The 16,652-nt window shown below is 72.6% G+C and carries 14 protein-coding genes; 8 read left to right on the forward strand and 6 right to left on the reverse strand.

All coding sequences use genetic code 11. The features are described from left to right. Positions 1-62 precede the first annotated feature (62 nt). From IW256_RS10765 to IW256_RS10785, 5 genes are all read right to left on the reverse strand, one after another. Entirely contained in the window at positions 63-467 is a 405-nt protein-coding gene (locus IW256_RS10765) for a Fur family transcriptional regulator (RefSeq protein WP_197010824.1), read from the reverse strand. Further along, a complete protein-coding gene (locus IW256_RS10770) occupies positions 464-1,330 on the reverse strand; it encodes a metal ABC transporter permease (protein ID WP_197010825.1) in 867 nt (288 codons plus the stop codon). The genes IW256_RS10765 and IW256_RS10770 overlap by 4 nt, the downstream gene beginning before the upstream one ends. 16 nt (positions 1,331-1,346) lie before the next feature. Next, positions 1,347-2,078 (reverse strand): metal ABC transporter ATP-binding protein, encoded by a 732-nt coding sequence (locus tag IW256_RS10775; protein WP_420535400.1) that lies wholly within the window; start codon positions 2,076-2,078, stop codon positions 1,347-1,349. Beyond that, positions 2,075-3,040: a metal ABC transporter solute-binding protein, Zn/Mn family gene (locus IW256_RS10780; protein WP_307828832.1), complete on the reverse strand. Its 966-nt coding sequence runs from the start codon at positions 3,038-3,040 to the stop codon at positions 2,075-2,077. Before IW256_RS10780 ends, IW256_RS10775 begins: the two co-directional genes overlap by 4 nt. Before the next feature lie 77 nt (positions 3,041-3,117). Beyond that, the gene (locus tag IW256_RS10785) at positions 3,118-3,423 is read right to left on the reverse strand and encodes a DUF6703 family protein (protein WP_307828833.1); all 306 of its coding nucleotides are present in this window, start codon (positions 3,421-3,423) and stop codon (positions 3,118-3,120) included. A 29-nt stretch (positions 3,424-3,452) separates the two neighbouring features. On the opposite strand from IW256_RS10785, the gene IW256_RS10790 reads away from it, so the two are divergent. From IW256_RS10790 to secD, 7 genes are all read left to right on the forward strand, one after another. Further along, entirely contained in the window at positions 3,453-3,767 is a 315-nt protein-coding gene (locus IW256_RS10790) for an antibiotic biosynthesis monooxygenase family protein (protein ID WP_197010828.1), read from the forward strand. 68 nt (positions 3,768-3,835) lie between these two features. Further along, on the forward strand, positions 3,836-5,227 hold the full coding sequence (locus IW256_RS42155; protein ID WP_197010829.1) for a DUF1906 domain-containing protein: 1,392 nt from the start codon (positions 3,836-3,838) through the stop codon (positions 5,225-5,227). Positions 5,228-5,466: 239 nt separating this feature from the next. Continuing rightward, positions 5,467-6,855, forward strand: a complete 1,389-nt coding sequence (locus tag IW256_RS10800) for a glycine--tRNA ligase (protein WP_197010830.1) — start codon at positions 5,467-5,469, stop codon at positions 6,853-6,855. A 260-nt stretch (positions 6,856-7,115) separates the two neighbouring features. Beyond that, positions 7,116-7,520 carry a hypothetical protein gene (locus tag IW256_RS10805; RefSeq protein WP_197010831.1) on the forward strand — a complete coding sequence of 135 codons (405 nt, stop codon included), beginning with the start codon at positions 7,116-7,118 and terminating at the stop codon, positions 7,518-7,520. Between the two features lie 73 nt (positions 7,521-7,593). Then, positions 7,594-8,763, forward strand: coding sequence for a cation:proton antiporter (locus tag IW256_RS10810; RefSeq protein WP_307828835.1), 1,170 nt, complete (start codon positions 7,594-7,596; stop codon positions 8,761-8,763). A gap of 73 nt (positions 8,764-8,836) precedes the next feature. Continuing rightward, positions 8,837-9,172: a hypothetical protein gene (locus tag IW256_RS10815; protein WP_197010832.1), complete on the forward strand. Its 336-nt coding sequence runs from the start codon at positions 8,837-8,839 to the stop codon at positions 9,170-9,172. 102 nt (positions 9,173-9,274) lie between these two features. After that, positions 9,275-11,545, forward strand: a complete 2,271-nt coding sequence (secD, locus tag IW256_RS10820) for a protein translocase subunit SecD (protein ID WP_197010833.1) — start codon at positions 9,275-9,277, stop codon at positions 11,543-11,545. 141 nt (positions 11,546-11,686) lie between these two features. Here the strand turns inward: secD and IW256_RS10825 are convergent, their stop codons facing one another. Continuing rightward, positions 11,687-13,567, reverse strand: a complete 1,881-nt coding sequence (locus IW256_RS10825; RefSeq protein ID WP_197016233.1) for a glycoside hydrolase family 15 protein — start codon at positions 13,565-13,567, stop codon at positions 11,687-11,689. A gap of 353 nt (positions 13,568-13,920) precedes the next feature. Here IW256_RS10825 and ppdK point away from each other — a divergent pair, with 353 nt between their 5' ends. After that, positions 13,921-16,602: a pyruvate, phosphate dikinase gene (gene ppdK / locus IW256_RS10830; RefSeq protein ID WP_197010834.1), complete on the forward strand. Its 2,682-nt coding sequence runs from the start codon at positions 13,921-13,923 to the stop codon at positions 16,600-16,602. The last annotated feature ends 50 nt before the right edge of the window (positions 16,603-16,652 follow it).

The raw sequence follows: 16,652 nt of genomic DNA on the forward strand, positions 1-16,652 counted from the left end.
CGGCCGTACCGGGTCGCGCACCGGGAGGCGGTGAGCCTCAGGTCAGGTCCGGTCAGGTCAGGTCAGGTCCGGCTCCGGGCGCCCGCGGCGGACCGGGCACAGTCGGCGCAGGTGCCGAACACCTCGACGGTGTGGGTGATGTTCACGAAGCCGTGCTCGGCGGCGATCGCCTCGGCCCACTTCTCCACGGCCGGGCCGCCGACCTCGACGGTGCGCCCGCAGGCGCGGCAGACCAGGTGGTGGTGGTGCTCCTCGGAACGGCAGGCGCGGTAGACGGCCTCGCCCTCGTCGGTGCGCAGCACGTCCACCTCACCGGAGTCGCTGAGCGCCTGCAGCGCCCGGTAGACCGTGGTGAGCCCGATCTTGGAGCCGTCCGCCCGCAGATCGGCGTAGATGTCCTGAGCGCTACGGAACCCCTCGCAGCCGGCCAGCACCTGCCGTACCGCGTCCCGGCGGGCCGTCGTCATCCCCGTACTACCTCCGCCTCGGCGTCCACTCCTGCCCGGTCCGCGCCCGAGGCCGTGCGCCTCCGCCGTGTCGCCGCGCCCCCGGCGACCGCGGCCACGAACACCGCCAGCGCCAGCAGCACGATCGAGGGCCCCGGCGGAAGATCGTAATGGAACGACCCCGCGAGCCCGGACACCGCCGACAGTACACCGACTCCCATGGCCAGCAGCATCGTGCTCCGGAAACCCCTGGTCAGCTGCTGGGCCGCCGCCACCGGCACGATCATCAGCGCGCTCACCAGCAGCAGCCCGATCGCCCGCATCGAGATCACCACCGTGACCGCCGCGGTGGCGGCGATCAGGATGCTGAGCGCGCGGGTGGGCAGGCCCGCCGCGCGCGCCATCTCCTCGTCCTGGCAGAGCAGGAACAGCTCGCGGCCGAACAGCGCGACGATGCCGAGGACGGCCACCGCCAGCCCCGCCACCACGTACAGGTCGGATGCCGACACGCTGCTGATCGACCCGAACAGGTACGACTGGAGGTTCGCGCCGCCGCCCTGGGCGTTGGTCAGGACGACCCCGCCCGCCAGGCCGCCGTAGAACAGCAGGGCCAGCGCCACGTCCGCGCCGCTCCGGCTGCGCGCGCGCAGCACCTCGATCGCGACGGCGCCGAGCACCGACACCACCAGCGCGCCCAGGACGGGCGAGGCCCCGGTCAGCAGTCCCAGCCCGATGCCGGTGAGCGCGATGTGCCCGATGCCGTCGCCCAGCAGGGACAGCCTGCGCTGGACGATGAACGTCCCGACCGCCGGGGCGGCCAGTCCGATCAGCAGCGCCATCACCAGCGCGACGCGCATGAAGTCGTACTGCAGCATCTCGATCATCGGATCGTCGGGTCCTTCACGCGGTGTGCCCCAGGGGTCCGAGCGGGACGGGCGCGCGCCGGGTCTCGCCGGTGACGCGGCCGTGCCCGAGGACCAGGGTGCGGTTGATGAGCGGTTCGACCGGGCCGAGCTCGTGCGCCACCAGGACCACCGTCCGCCCGGCCGCGGCCAGGTCGCGCAGGGTGCCGGCGAGGGCGTCCTGGCTGGCCGCGTCCACGCCGGCGGTGGGCTCGTCCATCACGAACACGTCCGGTTCCCCGGCGAGGGCGCGGGCGATGAGGACCCTCCGCTGCTGCCCGCCCGACAGCAGGTGGGCCGAGTCGCGGGCCCGGCCGGCGAGCCCGACGGTCTCCAGCGCGCGCCGCACCGCGTCCCGGTCGGCGGCCGACGAGGGGCGCCAGCGGGACTGCCGGGCGATCCGGCCCGAGGCCACGACCTCCCGTACGGTGGCGGGCACCCCGCCGCCGGCGGGCAGCCGCTGCGGGACATAGCCCACGCGCCGCCAGTCGCGGAACCGGGCGGGCGTCCGGCCGAAGATCTCGGTCCGCCCGGAGGCGAGCGGGAGCAGCCCCAGCAGCGCCTTGACCAGGGTGGACTTGCCCGCCCCGTTGGGGCCGAGCACGGCCAGCACGTCACCGGCCTCGACGGTCAGGTCGATGTCCCGCAGGACCTCGCGGCCGTCGAGGCGGACGTGCCCGCCGCTCATCGCGAACGGCGGGGCGGTCTGGGCGTGGGAAGAGGAGGTCATCGGCATCCAAGCGCGGGTTTGAGCGTCTCCAGATTCTTGCGCATGATCGAGAGGTAGTCGTCGGAGGAGCCCTGCTTCACGCCCTCGACCGGGTCGAGCACCGCCGTCCGCACCCCCGCCGACCGTGCCAGGGTCTCGGCGACCTTGGGGCTGACCAGGGTCTCGGTGAAGATCGTGGTGCTCCCGGTCTCCTTGACCTCGTGCGTCAGCTCGGCCACGCGCCTGGGCGAGGGCTCGGCGGACGGGTCGACCCCGGCGATGGAGACCTGCTTCAGGCCGTACCGGTCGGCGAGGTAGCCGAAGGCGGCGTGCGCGGTCACGATCGTCTCGCGCTCGCAGGACTTCAGGCCGTCCTGGAAGGCGCGGTCGAGCGCGGTCAGCTCCCCGGCGACCGCGGCGGCGCGGGCCTTGTAGCCGGCCGCGTGGGCGGAGTCGGCGGCGGCGAGCCGGTCGCCCAGGGCCGTGGCGATGGTGGCCATGCGGCTGGGGTCGAGCCAGATGTGCGGGTCGTGGGCCACGTCATGGTCGTGCTCGCCGCCCTCGTGCCCGTGCTCGTCGTGCCCGTGCTCGTCGTGCCCGCCCTTCGACGGCGCCGGGATGGTCTTCACCACGCTCGCGGCGTCCAGCGACCTGCCGGCCGCGCTCTTCCGCACCGCCTCGTCCACGGCGGGCTGCACGCCCTTCACGTAGACGGTGTAGTCGGCGCCGCCCACATCGGCGATCTGCCGGGGGGTGAGCTCCAGGTCGTGCGGCTCCGTGCCGGGCCGGGTGAGCGTCTGGACGGCCGCGTCGCCGCCGGCGACCTTCCCGGCCAGCCAGGCCACGGGGTAGAAGGACGCGACGACCTCGGTCTTGCCGGAGCCTCCCGCGCCGGCGTCACCGCACGCGGTCAGCCCGGTCAGCCCGGCCACGGCCAGCGCGGTGATCGAAAGGGTGCGAAGGGGCCTGCGAGATGTGAACACACCCCAAGTGTGGACGAAGATGAAAACGGTTGTCAAAACCGACATCCGGAAGGCCGCTCCGCCCCGCGGCACGCCGGTTACAGCACATGGCCCGCGGCGAACGCCGCCAGCGCCACCATCGCCGCCACGCGCAGGATCCGGCCGGGCGTCTCCAGCGCCGGCCAGTTGAGATAGGCGAACCAGGCCAGCACCAGCAGCAGCGCCAGCAGTCCCGCCGCCCCGACCCAGCCGGTGCCGACCATCCCGATCACCAGCAGGCCGAAGACGGCGACCAGCAGCACCCAGCGGGGCAGCCCGCCCAGGAAGGCCAGCGGCGCGGCGCTCCACCGCTCGACGGCCGCGCGCGTCCCCGACGTCTCTCGCGGTGTGTTCACATGCTCCAACGTACGCCGCCCGGTGCCAGGATGGAGCCGTGATCGCCATTACCCGGTACCGGGTCCCCAGCCAGGAGGCCGACGGCTTCGCCGAGCGGATGACCGCGGTGCTCGACGCCCTGGCCGCCAGCCCCGGCTACCGCTCCGGACGGCTCGCGCGTACCGTCGACGACCCCTCGCTCTGGGCGCTGGTGACCGAGTGGGAGGGCGCGGGCTTCTACCGGCGCGCGCTGGGCGGCTACGAGCTCCGGCTCCAGTTCATCCCGCTCGCGGCGATGGCCGTGGACGAGCCGGGGGCGTACGAGGTCGTTTCTTCGCGTTGTGCGGGTCAACGTCCGGGAAAGAACCGCTGACGTCTGTTTCGGGGGCCCCACGGATGGTGATCACTGCCGCATCTTGATCACCTCTCGGGGGAGCTGTGATGCGCCATGCGCCCGTACGCAGGGGATTGCCCGTCCTCGGTGGACTGCTCGGGGTGGTGGCGCTCGCACCGCTCGTCCCCGGTCTCGACCCGCCCGCCGCGCGGCCCCCGGGACACCCGCCCGCCGCGCTGAAGGAGGCGCCCGCCGTCCGGTCGGTGGCCTACCGGGGCGTGCTGGTCCCGGTGCCCGCCGGGTGGAGCGTCCACCGCCTCGACCAGGACCCCACGGCCTGCGTCCGGTACGACCGGCGCGCGATCTACCTCGGCGCCCACGGGCCGCAGCCGGACTGCCCGGCCAGGCTGCTGGGCGGCGCGGACGTCCTGCACATCACCCCGCGCGCCGCCCCGCGTCCCGCCCCGGGCCCCGCCACCAGGGGGCCGGTCACGACCGGGACCGTCGCCGACGCCCGCCCCGCCGCCGCCGCGCCCGCGCACCGGCTCGCCCGGCTGACCCTCAGGCCGTCCGGCGATCACCAGGTGCGGGTGCCGGTCCCGGAGGCCGGCGTCACGATCACCGGCTCGTACGGCCGGGATCCCGCCGCGATCCAGGAGATCATCCGTTCCACCAGGCTCACCGGGACCTGGCCCGCCGACAGCTGGTCGGCCGGGGCCCGGCCCGCCGTCTGGAAAGCCGGGCCGGGATCCGCCGGTACATCGGCCGCGGCGGCGCCGTACACGCCCGAACGCCGGGCGGCCGGCTCCCGCAGGAAGCACTGGACGGTCGGCAGGGGCTTCGACACCTGCACCGCCCCGTCCCTTCGCGCCATGCGGGCCTGGCGGCGCTCCTACAACGTCACCAACATCTACATCGGCGGCTCCATGCGCGGCTGCGCCCAGCCCAACCTCACCCGCCGGTGGGTACGGAACGTCCGGCGGATGGGCTACCGCCTCACGCCCACCTACGTGGGCCCGCAGGCGCCCTGCAGCATGTACAGCGGGCGGTTCACGCCCCGGAACGCCGCGCGCAAGGGCAGGCAGGTGGCCGCGGACGCCATGCGCAAGGCCAGGGCGCTGGGCATCCCTGAGGGCAGGCCCATCTACTACGACATGGAGTACTACAACGGCCGCAACGCGAGGTGCCGCAGAGCCGTTCTCATCTTCCTGCACCATTGGTCGCGGACGGTCAAGCGCGGGGACTACGTACCGGGCGTCTACAGCAGCGCGCGCTCGGCCCCGCGGCACCTCGCCGGCTCCAGGGGCATCACCCTCCCCAAGGCGCTCTGGTTCGCCGACTGGGACGGCAGGAAGGCGTTGTACGGCCACCCCCACATCCCCAACCGGATGTGGCATCCGCATCGCCGGATCAAGCAGTACCGGGGACCCCACAGGGAAAGGCACGGCGGCGTGGCCCTCAACATCGACAGCAACAACGTGGACGGGCGCGTGTACTGAGCGGCGCCGCCGCCCCGTCCGCCCGCGGTCACGTTGCGTACGGCCGCTTGCGCATGTGCTCTAAGCTGGGGACCGCTCTGGACCGGCGGTAACGCCGCGTTCCACGACATAGCAGCATCACACCGGGGATCACGCTCGCCTGGGGCCGCCATGGGACCGGCGGCACCGCACCCGCCGCGTACCGCGGCGGCAGGGCGTACGGACAATCCCGCCGACCGCCAGTTGGATGGAGAATGCTCATGGCACGCCGTTCCGACGTGTTGGACACGATCGTCAACCTCGCCAAGAGACGGGGCCTGGTCTACCCGTCGAGCGAGATCTACGGTGGCCTGCGCGCCTCCTGGGACTACGGCCCGCTGGGCGTGGAGTTGAAGAACAACGTCAAGCGCCAGTGGTGGAAGTCCATGGTGCAGGGCCGCGACGACGTCGTGGGGCTCGACTCGTGCGTGATCCTGGCCCGCGAGGTCTGGGAGGCCAGCGGCCACGTGCAGGCGTTCGTCGACCCGCTGACCGAGTGCCAGTCCTGCCACAAGCGCTTCCGGGCCGACCACCTGGAGGAGGCGTACGAGGAGAAGCACGGCCGCCCGCCGGCCGGGGGGCTGGCCGACATCTCCTGCCCCAACTGCGGGGTGAAGGGCTCGTTCACCGAGCCGCGGATGTTCAACGGGCTGCTCAAGACCTACCTGGGCCCGGTCGAGGACGAGTCCGGCCTCGCCTACCTGCGCCCCGAGACCGCGCAGGGCATCTTCATCAACTACCTCAACGTGCAGCAGTCCGCGCGGCGCAAGATCCCGTTCGGGATCGGCCAGGTCGGCAAGTCGTTCCGCAACGAGATCACGCCGGGCAACTTCATCTTCCGGACCCGCGAGTTCGAGCAGATGGAGATGGAGTTCTTCGTTCGGCCCGGCTCGGACGAGGAGTGGCACCAGTACTGGATCGACGAGCGGATGCAGTGGTACACCGACCTGGGCATCCGCAAGGAGAACCTGCGCCTGTACGAGCACCCGCAGGAGAAGCTCTCGCACTACTCCAAGAGGACCGTGGACATCGAGTACCGCTTCGACTTCGTGGGCGGTGAGTGGGGCGAGCTGGAGGGCATCGCCAACCGCACCGACTACGACCTGGCCACCCACTCCAAGGCGTCCGGCGCCGACCTGTCGTTCTTCGACCAGGAGGCGGGGGAGCGGTTCGTCCCGTACGTGATCGAGCCGGCGGCGGGCGTCGACCGCTGCACGCTGACCTTCATGATGGACGCCTACGCCGAGGACGAGGCGCCCAACGCCAAGGGCAAGATGGAGAAGCGCACGGTGATGCGGCTCGACCGGCGGCTCGCGCCGGTCAAGGTCGCGGTGCTGCCGCTGTCGCGCAACGCCGACCTGTCGCCGAAGGCCCGCGACCTGGCCGCCCGGCTGCGCCGCAACTGGAACGTCGACTTCGACGACGCGGGCGCGATCGGCCGCCGCTACCGCCGCCAGGACGAGATCGGCACCCCGTTCTGCGTCACCGTCGACTTCGACTCGCTGGAGGACGACGCCGTGACGGTGCGCGAGCGCGACACGATGAGCCAGGAGCGGATCGCGATCGGCCAGGTGGAGGCGTTCCTGGCCGCCCAGCTGATCGGCTGCTGACATCCCGTCCCGCCGGGCCCCGGAGCCCGCCGCACCTTCGCGGCGGGCGGCCCGGAAGCGGCCGGGCGGGGCCGTCGCCGAGGGCCGTCCCTTCCTTACGGGGGAGGGGCGGCCCTCGGCGCGTTTGGAGATCCATCCGTTCTCATATAGTCTTGTAGTGGATCATTTTGAATGGGACGTATTGCTGAGGGGTGACACCTCCGGAACGGATCCGGTAACCCGGTGGGCTCCGAGACGACCGGCGGACGAGAGGGCACGGCGTGCGGGAGCGAGGCCGGCGGGCCGCGGCGTGGACGCCGCCGCTCCTGGCGTTCCTGCTCTGCCTGCTCGGGCTGATCTACGAGCCGGGGAGCCCGGCCGTCCGGGCGCTGCCCACCGCGGCGGCGCCGGCCGGGCCTTCGGTGTCGGTCATGCCGTCCGGGCCGTCCCAGGAGACCTCCCATCCGGCGTTCATCGCCAACCACGCCCAGGCCGCCGCCCCCGGCGACCACCCGGGGCCGCTCCTGGCCCTCCAGCCCGGCGAGGTCACGCTCTCCGTCCCGCACGCGCGCCTCCCGCGGCCGGGAGCGTCACAGCCGGCGTGCGCGGGCGCGCACGCCGACGCGCCCCAGGCGCGCGCACCCCCTCCCCCCCGTGAGTTCCTGACGTCACCTTCGCCGTTCTGAACCTCATGGAGGTTGTCCCATCTCTCTTGCCGAAGCCCTCATCGCTCTCGGCGGGGCGTTCCTGGCTGCCGGGGTGCTGGCCCGCGCCGGGCAGCGCATCGGCCTGCCGACCATCCCGCTGTTCATGCTCGCCGGGATCCTGTTCGGGCCGCACACGCCCGGCCTGGCCCTGTTCGACGACCCCGCCGACCTCAAACTGCTGTCCGCCCTCGGCCTGGTGTTCCTGCTCTTCTACCTGGGTCTCGAATTCCATCTCGACGACCTGGTCTCCGGCGGCGGGAGGCTGCTCACGGCCGGCGGCCTCTACCTGCTGCTCAACGTGGGCGGCGGGCTGGCCTTCGGGTTCGCCCTCGGCTGGGGCGGCCGGGAGGCGTTCGTCCTGGCCGGTGTGATCGGCATCTCGTCCTCGGCGATCGTCACCAAGATCCTCATGGACATGGGCCGGCTCGGGAACCCGGAGAGCCGCCTGATCCTGGGCATCATCGTGGTCGAGGACGTCTTCCTGGCCCTGTACCTGGCCCTGCTCCAGCCCATCCTGAGCGGTGCCGACAGCTTCACCGCCGCCGCCGTCGACTTCGGCAAGGCGCTGGCGTTCCTGCTCATCCTGGCCTCGGCCGCCCGGTGGGGCGGGCGCTGGATCGGCCGGCTGGTCGACCTGAAGGACGACGAGCTGCTGGTGGTCACCTTCGTCGGCCTGGCCGTCCTGGTCGCCGGCGTCGCCGAGGAGTTCGGGGTCTCCGACGCGATCGGCGCGTTCATGGTCGGCCTGGTCCTCGGCGCGACCCCCTCCGCGAAGCGGATCCAGACGCTGGTGCACCCGCTCCGGGACGCCTTCGCCGCGATCTTCTTCTTCGCCTTCGGCCTGCAGATCGATCCGGGCGACCTGCCCTCGGTCGCCGTGCCGGTCGCGATCGCCGTGGCGATCACCCTGGTCCTGAACCTGGGGGCCGGGCTGCTGGCCGGGCGCCTGCACGGGTTCGGCCGGGAGCCGTCGGCCAACGTGGCGCTGACCGTCCTGTCCCGGGGCGAGTTCGCCCTGGTCCTGGCCACGATGGCGGCGGCGGCCGGGCTCGATCCGCGGCTGGCGCCGTTCATCGCGGGCTACGTCTTGATCCTGGCCGTGGCCGGCCCGCTGCTCTCCCTCCGGTCGGAACGGCTGGGCCGGATGCTGCCCGAACGGTGGTTCCCGCCGCTCGCGGAGAAGGAGCCCGCCGGCACGGGCGGCGAACGCGCCGGACCCTGAGCGGATGCGCCCAGGCAGGGCGCCGATCGGCTACGGTGGCGGGAAGTCATCGGCCGTCGACGGGAGGAAGCGCGTGCGCCATCCCGGTCGGCTGCTGATCATCGCGCTCGGGCTGCTGGGCCTCGTGGCCGTCCCGTCCGCCGGCACCGCCGCGGCGGGCGCGGGGAGTGCCTCCGGCGTACGGGCCGGGGCGCCCCAGACCGCCCGCGCGAGCATGGTGGTGATCGCGGCGCGCCAGACGGCCGAGCCGCACGTCCCGCTGCCGGTGCCCGCCGTGACCCCGGCCGGTGCCGAGGTCGCGCGGCCCTCCGCCACGGCCGGCCGGGCCGCCCCGGTCCCGGCGGCGCCCCCGGCCCCGGCCCGCGCCGTCCCGCGGGGCCGGGCCCCGCCCCTCCACGCACGGATCTGACGTCCTGTCCGGCCTGCGGCCGGGCCCGTGCCCTCGCGGCGCGGCCCGGCCGCCGGTGTTCCGCGGCGCCTGCGCGCCGATCCCCGCGTGGAGGTTCCTCCTTTGACTCGCGCCAACGTGGTGCGGGCGCTGCTCGCCCTGGCCGTGCTCGCCACCTCGCTCTTCTTCGCCCTGTCCAAACCCGCCCGACTCGGCCTCGACCTGCGCGGCGGCACCCAGATGGTCCTGGAGACCAGGGACTCGCCCACGGTCAAGGCCGGGCGGGAGTCCACCGACCGCGCCAAGGAGGTGCTCCAGCGCCGCGTCGACGCGCTCGGCGTCGCCGAGTCGTCCCTCACCAGGTCGGGGGACCGGCGGATCATCGTCGAGCTGCCCGACGTCCAGGACCCCACCCAGGCCGCCCAGGTGGTCGGCCGGACCGCCCAGCTCACCGCCCATCCCGTACGGACCAACGACGGCAAGCCGAAGCAGGGCGAGCAGGTGCTGCCCGACGAGAGCGGGCAGCCCGTCCTCATCGGCCCGGCCGCGCTCACCGGTGACGGCATCGGCTCCGCCGACGCCACCTACGACCAGCAGAACATGGCCGGCTGGCTGGTGACGATCAAATTCCGCGGGGGCGGCGGCGCGGCCTGGGAGAAGGTCACCGCCAAGGCCGCCTGCGGGGCGGGCGACGACCGCCGGGTCGCGATCGTCCTGGACGGCAAGGTGATCTCGTCCCCGGCCGTCACCCAGGACGTGGCCTGCGGGATCGGCATCACGGGCGGCTCCACGCAGATCACCGGCGACTTCACCCCCACCGAGGCCAAGGAACTGGCCGCGCTGGTCCAGGGCGGCTCGCTGCCGGTGCCCGTCGAGATCATCGAGCAGCGGGTGGTCGGGCCCACGCTGGGCGACGCGGCGATCAAGGCCAGCGCCCAGGCCGCCATCATCGGCGTGCTGCTCACCGGGCTGTTCATCATCGCCGTCTACCGGCTGGTCGGCCTGCTGGCCACCGTGGCACTGGCCTGCTACGCGCTGATCTCGTACGCGGCGCTGGTGGCGATCGGGGCGACCCTCACCCTGCCCGGCCTCGCCGGGTTCGTGCTGGCCATCGGCATGGCCATCGACGCCAACGTGCTGGCGTTCGAACGCGCCAGAGAGGAGTACGCGGCGGCCCCCCGGCGCGGGGTGCGCGGCGCGCTGGCCACCGGCTTCGACAAGGCCTGGTCGGCGATCGCCGACAGCAACATCACCACGCTGCTGGCGGCCGGGCTGCTGTTCTTCCTGGCCTCCGGCCCGGTCCGGGGCTTCGGCGTCACCCTGTCCATCGGCGTGCTGGGCTCCATGATCTCGGCGATGCTGCTGAGCCGGGTGCTCACCGAGTCGGTGGTGGCACGCCGCGCCGTGTCCCGCCGTCCCGGGCTGACCGGCCTGGGCTCCATCGGGCGGGTCCGGCGCGTGCTCGAGAAGCGGCGGCCCGACGTCATGCGGCGCCGGCGGCTCTGGCTGGGCATCTCCGCGCTGGCCGTCGTGCTCGCCGTCACGGGCATCTTCGTCCGCGGGCTGAACTTCGGCGTGGAGTTCACCGGCGGCCGGCTGGTCGAGTACTCCACCAGCCGCCCGGTGAACATCGACAGCGCCCGCGCAGCCCTGGCCGACGCCGGTTTCCCGCGCGCCGTGGTGCAGACCTCCGGGACCGACGACATCTCCGTGCGGACCGAGAAGCTCACCAACGAGCAGGAGAAGTCGATCCGGGACGCGCTGGCCGAGGAGGGCGGCCAGGTCACCAAGCAGCGGGACGAGCTGATCGGCCCCAGCCTCGGCGAGGAGCTGCGCACCAAGGCGCTGATCGCCCTCGCCGTCGCGCTGCTCGCCCAGCTGGCCTACCTGGCGATCCGGTTCCGCTGGACGTTCGGCGCGAGCGCGGTGACGGCGATGTTCCACGACGTGATCGTCGTCACCGGCGTGTTCGCCTGGCTCGGGAAACCGATCGACGGCGTCTTCCTCGCCGCGCTCCTCACCGTCATCGGTTACTCGGTGAACGACTCGGTGGTGGTGTTCGACCGCGTCCGGGAACTGTGGGGGGCCCGGCCGAAGGCGCCGTTCGCCGAGGTGGCCAACCTGGGCGCGGTGCAGACCGTCCCGCGGACCGTCAACACCGGCATGGGAGCCCTGTTCATCCTGGCCGCGCTGGCGCTGCTGGGCGGCGACTCGCTCACCGACTTCGCGATCGCCCTGCTGATCGGCATCGTGGTCGGCACCTACTCCAGCGTGTTCGTCGCGACCCCGCTGGCCGTGGTGTTCGAGCGCCGCGCCAAGGCGCCGCCGCCCCGCCCGAAGACCGGCTCCCGCCCCGCCGCCCGCCAGCCGGGCGACTCGGGCGCCGTCGTCTAGCCGGGTCCCGGCAGTGAAGCGCCGCCCTCACCGCGAGGTGAGGGCGGCGCACCGCCACCGTCCGTCCAGAGCCGGCGGCGGGAGCGCGTACCGGGTCCCCGTGACCGGCGGCTCCGGCCACGGGGTCTCGCCCACGGGCCGTCAGGCCAGCTGGGTGCCCTGGGGCTCGTCGTCCTCGGCCCGGATCACCTGCATGACCGCGTTGATCAGGGCGAGGTGGGTGAACGCCTGCGGGAAGTTGCCCAGGTGACGCCCGGTGTGCGGGTCGATCTCCTCGGCGTACAGCTGCAGCGGGCTGGCGTAGGACAGCAGCTTCTCGCACAGGGCTCTGGCACGGTCCAGTTCACCGATCATCACGAGCGTGCTCACCAGCCAGAACGAGCAGATCGTGAACGTGCCCTCCTCGGAACTGAACCCGTCGTCGGTCTCGGCCGCCCGGTACCGCAGCACCAGGTCGTCCTCCGACAGCTCGTCGGCGATGGCCAGCACGGTCTCGCGGACCCGCTTGTCGTCGGCCGGCAGGAAGCCCAGCAGCGGGATCAGCAGCGCCGAGGCGTCCAGCGTGCGGGCCCCGTAGTGGGCGGTGAACACGCCCCGCTCGTCCAGCGCGTTGGCCAGGACGTCGGCGTGGATCTCGTCGGCGGCGTCCTGCCAGCGCCGGGCCCGCTCGGCGTCGCCGCGGATCCGGGCCAGCCGGGCACCGCGGTCGGCGGCCACCCAGCAGAACACCTTGGAGGAGGTGAAGTGCTGCGGCTCGCCGCGGACCTCCCACATGCCGCAGTCCGGGGTGCGCCAGTTGGCCAGGGCGTCCTCGACCTGCTTGATGATGATCTTCCAGAGCCGGTCGTCGAGCCGGTCGCGCTTGCGCACGAACAGGTAGATGGAGGCGATGATCGCCCCCCAGACGTCATGCTGGGCCTGCATGTACGCCTCGTTGCCGATGCGCACCGGGCGGGCGTTGTCGTAGCCGCTGAGATGGTCGAGCGTGGACTCGGGCAGTTCCTCCCGGCCGTCCAGCCCGTACATGATCTGCAGCTTGCCCTCGGCGGCCTCGGCCACGTCGGTGATGAAGTAGAAGAAGTCGTTGGCCTCCCAGTCGTACCCGAGGGTGTAGAAGGCCCACAGCGCCATCGTGGAGTCGCGGATCCAGGTGTAGCGGTAGTCCCAGTTGCGGTCACCGCCCGGCGCCTCCGGCAGCGAGGTGGTCGCGGCGGCGGCGACCGCGCCCGTGGGGGCGTAGGTCAGCCCCTTCAGCGTCAGTGCGCTGCGCTGGAGGTGGCTGCGCCAGGGGTGGTCGGGAAAACGGCCCCGGTCCAGCCAGTGCTGCCAGTGGTGGACGGTCCACACCAGCCGTTCCTGGGCGTCCTCGTAGTGGGCCGGCGGCTCGTGCTCGCTCCAGGACAGCGCGACGAAGCGGGCGTCGCCCTGCTTGAGGAGGGTGCGCGAGGTCGCCAGCGAGCCCTCGAAGCCGACGTTCATGTCGGTGGTCAGGCGCAGGTTGACGCCGTTGCCGCGGGCGAGCGCCTCGTGGTAGCCCGCGCCGGTGTGCTCCCAGCGGGCCGGCGTCTGGCCGTAGTCGAACACCGGCATGCAGTCGAGCCGCACCTGGACCTGGCCGTTGACGCACCGCACCATGCGCAGCAGCACGTGGTCGGCGTCGTAGTCGGTGGGGGCCCGCCGGTGGGTGTGGGACCGTTCCGTCTCGTGGTGCCAGGGGCCCATGAGCAGGGCGTCGGTCACGACGAGCCAGCCGCCGTGCACCCACCAGGTGGTCTCCATGACCATGGTCCCCGGGATGTAGCGCTGTGCCGCGGGCACCTCCACGCCCGCGGGGCCGAGCCGGAAGTAGCCGGCGTCGCGGTCCAGGATGGACCCGAACACGCTGGGGGAGTCCATCTTCGGCAGGCACATCCACTCGATGTTGCCACTGGGAGCCACCAGGGCGGTGGTCTCGCAGTCCGACAGGAACCCGAAATCGGCGATCGGGGCGAACGGGTCTCCCGCCCGGCCACCGGCGACCATCGGCCTCACAGCCTCACCTCCTCGATCCATCATTCCCTCTCGATCGCAATGGGTACGCCATGTAACAGGCGGTTGTCCCCGGTGTAACGCCCGGAAGACCCGTCACACGCGGGTTTCCGAGGCAATCTGTCTGGAATGTCGCATAGTGGAATAGACCATTACAGCAGGTCTGACCTGCGTAAATGGCCGTCGGCGCACCGGGCGCCGAGCGAAGTCCGCTTTCGCGGGTACAGTCCCGCCCACAGGGCAGCGGGGCTACCACCGCCCGGCGGGCCGCGGCAGCGTGCCCGCCGGGCGGGGGAGACCCGGCGGCCTTGCCTTCCGGGTGGGATCTGAGCGTGAAGGAGCACCCCGTGACGAAGTTCGTGTTCGACTTCACCGAGGGAAACAAGGACCTGAAGGACCTGCTGGGGGGCAAGGGCGCCAACCTCGCCGAGATGACCAACCTGGGGCTGCCGGTCCCGCCGGGCTTCACCATCACCACCGAGGCGTGCCGGCACTACCTGGAGCACGGCGGCCTGCCCGAGGGCCTGGAGGACGAGGTGGACGCCCACCTGGCCGCGCTGGAGGAGCGGATGGGCAAGCGCCTGGGCGACCCCGGCGACCCGCTGCTGGTGAGCGTCCGCTCCGGGGCCAAGTTCAGCATGCCCGGGATGATGGAGACCGTCCTCAACGTCGGGCTGAACGACGAGTCCGTGCACGGCCTGGCCGCGCAGTCGGGCGACGAGCGCTTCGCCTGGGACTCCTACCGCCGGCTGATCCAGATGTTCGGCAAGACCGTGCTGGACGTCGACGGCGACCTCTTCGAGGAGGCGATCGACGCCGCCAAGGACGCCAAGGACGTCGGTGACGACGGCGACCTGGACGCCGCCGACCTCCGGGCGCTGGTGGAGACGTTCAAGGGGATCGTCCGCGAGCGCGCCGGGCGGGAGTTCCCCACCGACCCCCGCGAGCAGATGGACCTGGCGGTCAAGGCCGTCTTCGACTCCTGGAACGCCCCCCGCGCGATCCTGTACCGCCGCCAGGAGCGCATCCCGGTCGACCTGGGCACCGCGGTCAACGTGTGCTCCATGGTCTTCGGCAACCTGGGCATGGACTCGGGCACCGGCGTCGCGTTCACCCGCGACCCCGCCAGCGGCCAGCAGGGCGTCTACGGGGACTACCTGCGCAACGCCCAGGGCGAGGACGTGGTCGCCGGCATCCGCAACGTGGTGCCGCTGACCGAGCTGGGGCGGATCGACAGGGAGTCCTACGAGCAGCTCCTGCAGATCATGGAGACGCTGGAGAACCACTACCTGGACATGTGCGACATCGAGTTCACGATCGAGCGCGGCAAGCTGTGGATGCTGCAGACCCGGGTGGGCAAGCGGACCGCCGCCGCGGCCTTCCGGATCGCCTGCCAGCTGCTCGACCAGGGGCTCATCGACGAGGACGAGGCCGCCCGCAGGGTCACCGGCGACCAGCTCGCCCAGCTCATGTTCCCCCGCTTCGACGAGGCCCGGCTCGCGGACGCGCACCGGCTGACCAAGGGCATGAACGCCTCGCCCGGCGCCGCCGTCGGCAAGGCCGTCTTCTCCTCCGAGCGCGCCGCCCGGGCCGCCGAGAAGGGCGAGGCGGTCATCCTGGTGCGCCGCGAGACCAACCCCGACGACCTGGCCGGGATGGTCGCCGCCCGGGGCGTGCTCACCTCCCGCGGCGGCAAGACCTCGCACGCCGCCGTGGTCGCCCGGGGCATGGGCAAGACCTGCGTCTGCGGCGCCGAGGAGCTGGACGTGGACGTCAAGGCGGCCCGCTTCGCCGCCCCCGGCGGCGTGGTGGTGAACGAGGGCGACGTCATCTCCATCGACGGCACCACCGGCGAGGTCTACCTCGGGGAGGTCCCGGTCGAGGACTCCCCGGTCGTCCAGTACTTCGAGGGCCGGCTGGACCCGCGGGACGGCGGCGAGCTCGTCCAGGCCGTTCACCGCGTCATGGCCCACGCCGACGCCCGCGCCGCGCTGAAGGTGCGCGCCAACGCCGACAACCGCGAGGACGCCGCCCGCGCCCGCCGCTTCGGCGCGCGGGGGATCGGGCTGTGCCGGACCGAGCACATGTTCCTCGGCGACCGGCGGCAGCTGGTGGAGAAGCTCATCCTCGCCGAGAGCGAGGAGGAGCGCGCCTCCGCCCTGGACGCCCTCGAACCCCTCCAGCGCAGCGACTTCGAGGGCATCTTCGAGGCCATGGACGGGCTGCCGGTCACCATCCGGCTCATCGACCCCCCTCTCCACGAATTCCTCCCCGACCTGACCGAGCTGTCGGTCCGGGTCGCCCTCGCCGGTGACGGCGCCGACCCCCAGGACCGCAGGCTTCTCGAAGCCGTCCACCGGCTGCACGAGCAGAACCCTATGCTCGGACTGCGCGGGGTGCGGCTCGGTTTGGCGATTCCCGGCCTTTTCGCCATGCAGGTCCGGGCGATCGCCGAGGCCGCCGCGCAGCGGCGGCAGGCCGGCGGCGATCCCCGTCCCGAGATCATGATCCCCCTTGTCGGTGCCGTACAGGAACTCGAGGCCATCCGCGACGAGGCCCAGGGCGTGCTGGCCGAGGTCGCGCGCTCCACCGGGGTCGACGTCCCGACGCTGATCGGCACCATGATCGAGCTGCCCAGGGCCGCGCTGACCGCCGCCCAGATCGCCGAGGCCGCCGAGTTCTTCTCCTTCGGCACCAACGACCTCACCCAGACCACCTGGGGGTTCTCCCGCGACGACGTGGAGGCGGCGTTCTTCTCCCGCTACCTGGAACTGGGCATCTTCGGCGTTTCGCCGTTCGAGACACTCGACAAGGAGGGCGTCGGGCGGCTGGTGCGGATCGGCGCCGAGGAGGGCCGGCGGACCCGGCCCGGCCTCAAGCTCGGCATCTGCGGGGAGCACGGGGGCGACCCGGAGTCGGTGCACTTCTGCCACGAGGTCGGCCTGGACTACGTCTCCTGCTCGCCGTTCCGGATCCCGGTGGCGCGCCTGGAGGCGGGCCGCGCGGCGATCGACGCCCCGCGGGGCTGACCGCCGTCCGGGAGCCTGGAGGAGTGTGACCGGAAACCCGCTCCGAACTC

It is taken from the genome of Actinomadura viridis, assembly GCF_015751755.1.
GTDB lineage: Bacteria > Actinomycetota > Actinomycetes > Streptosporangiales > Streptosporangiaceae > Spirillospora > Spirillospora viridis.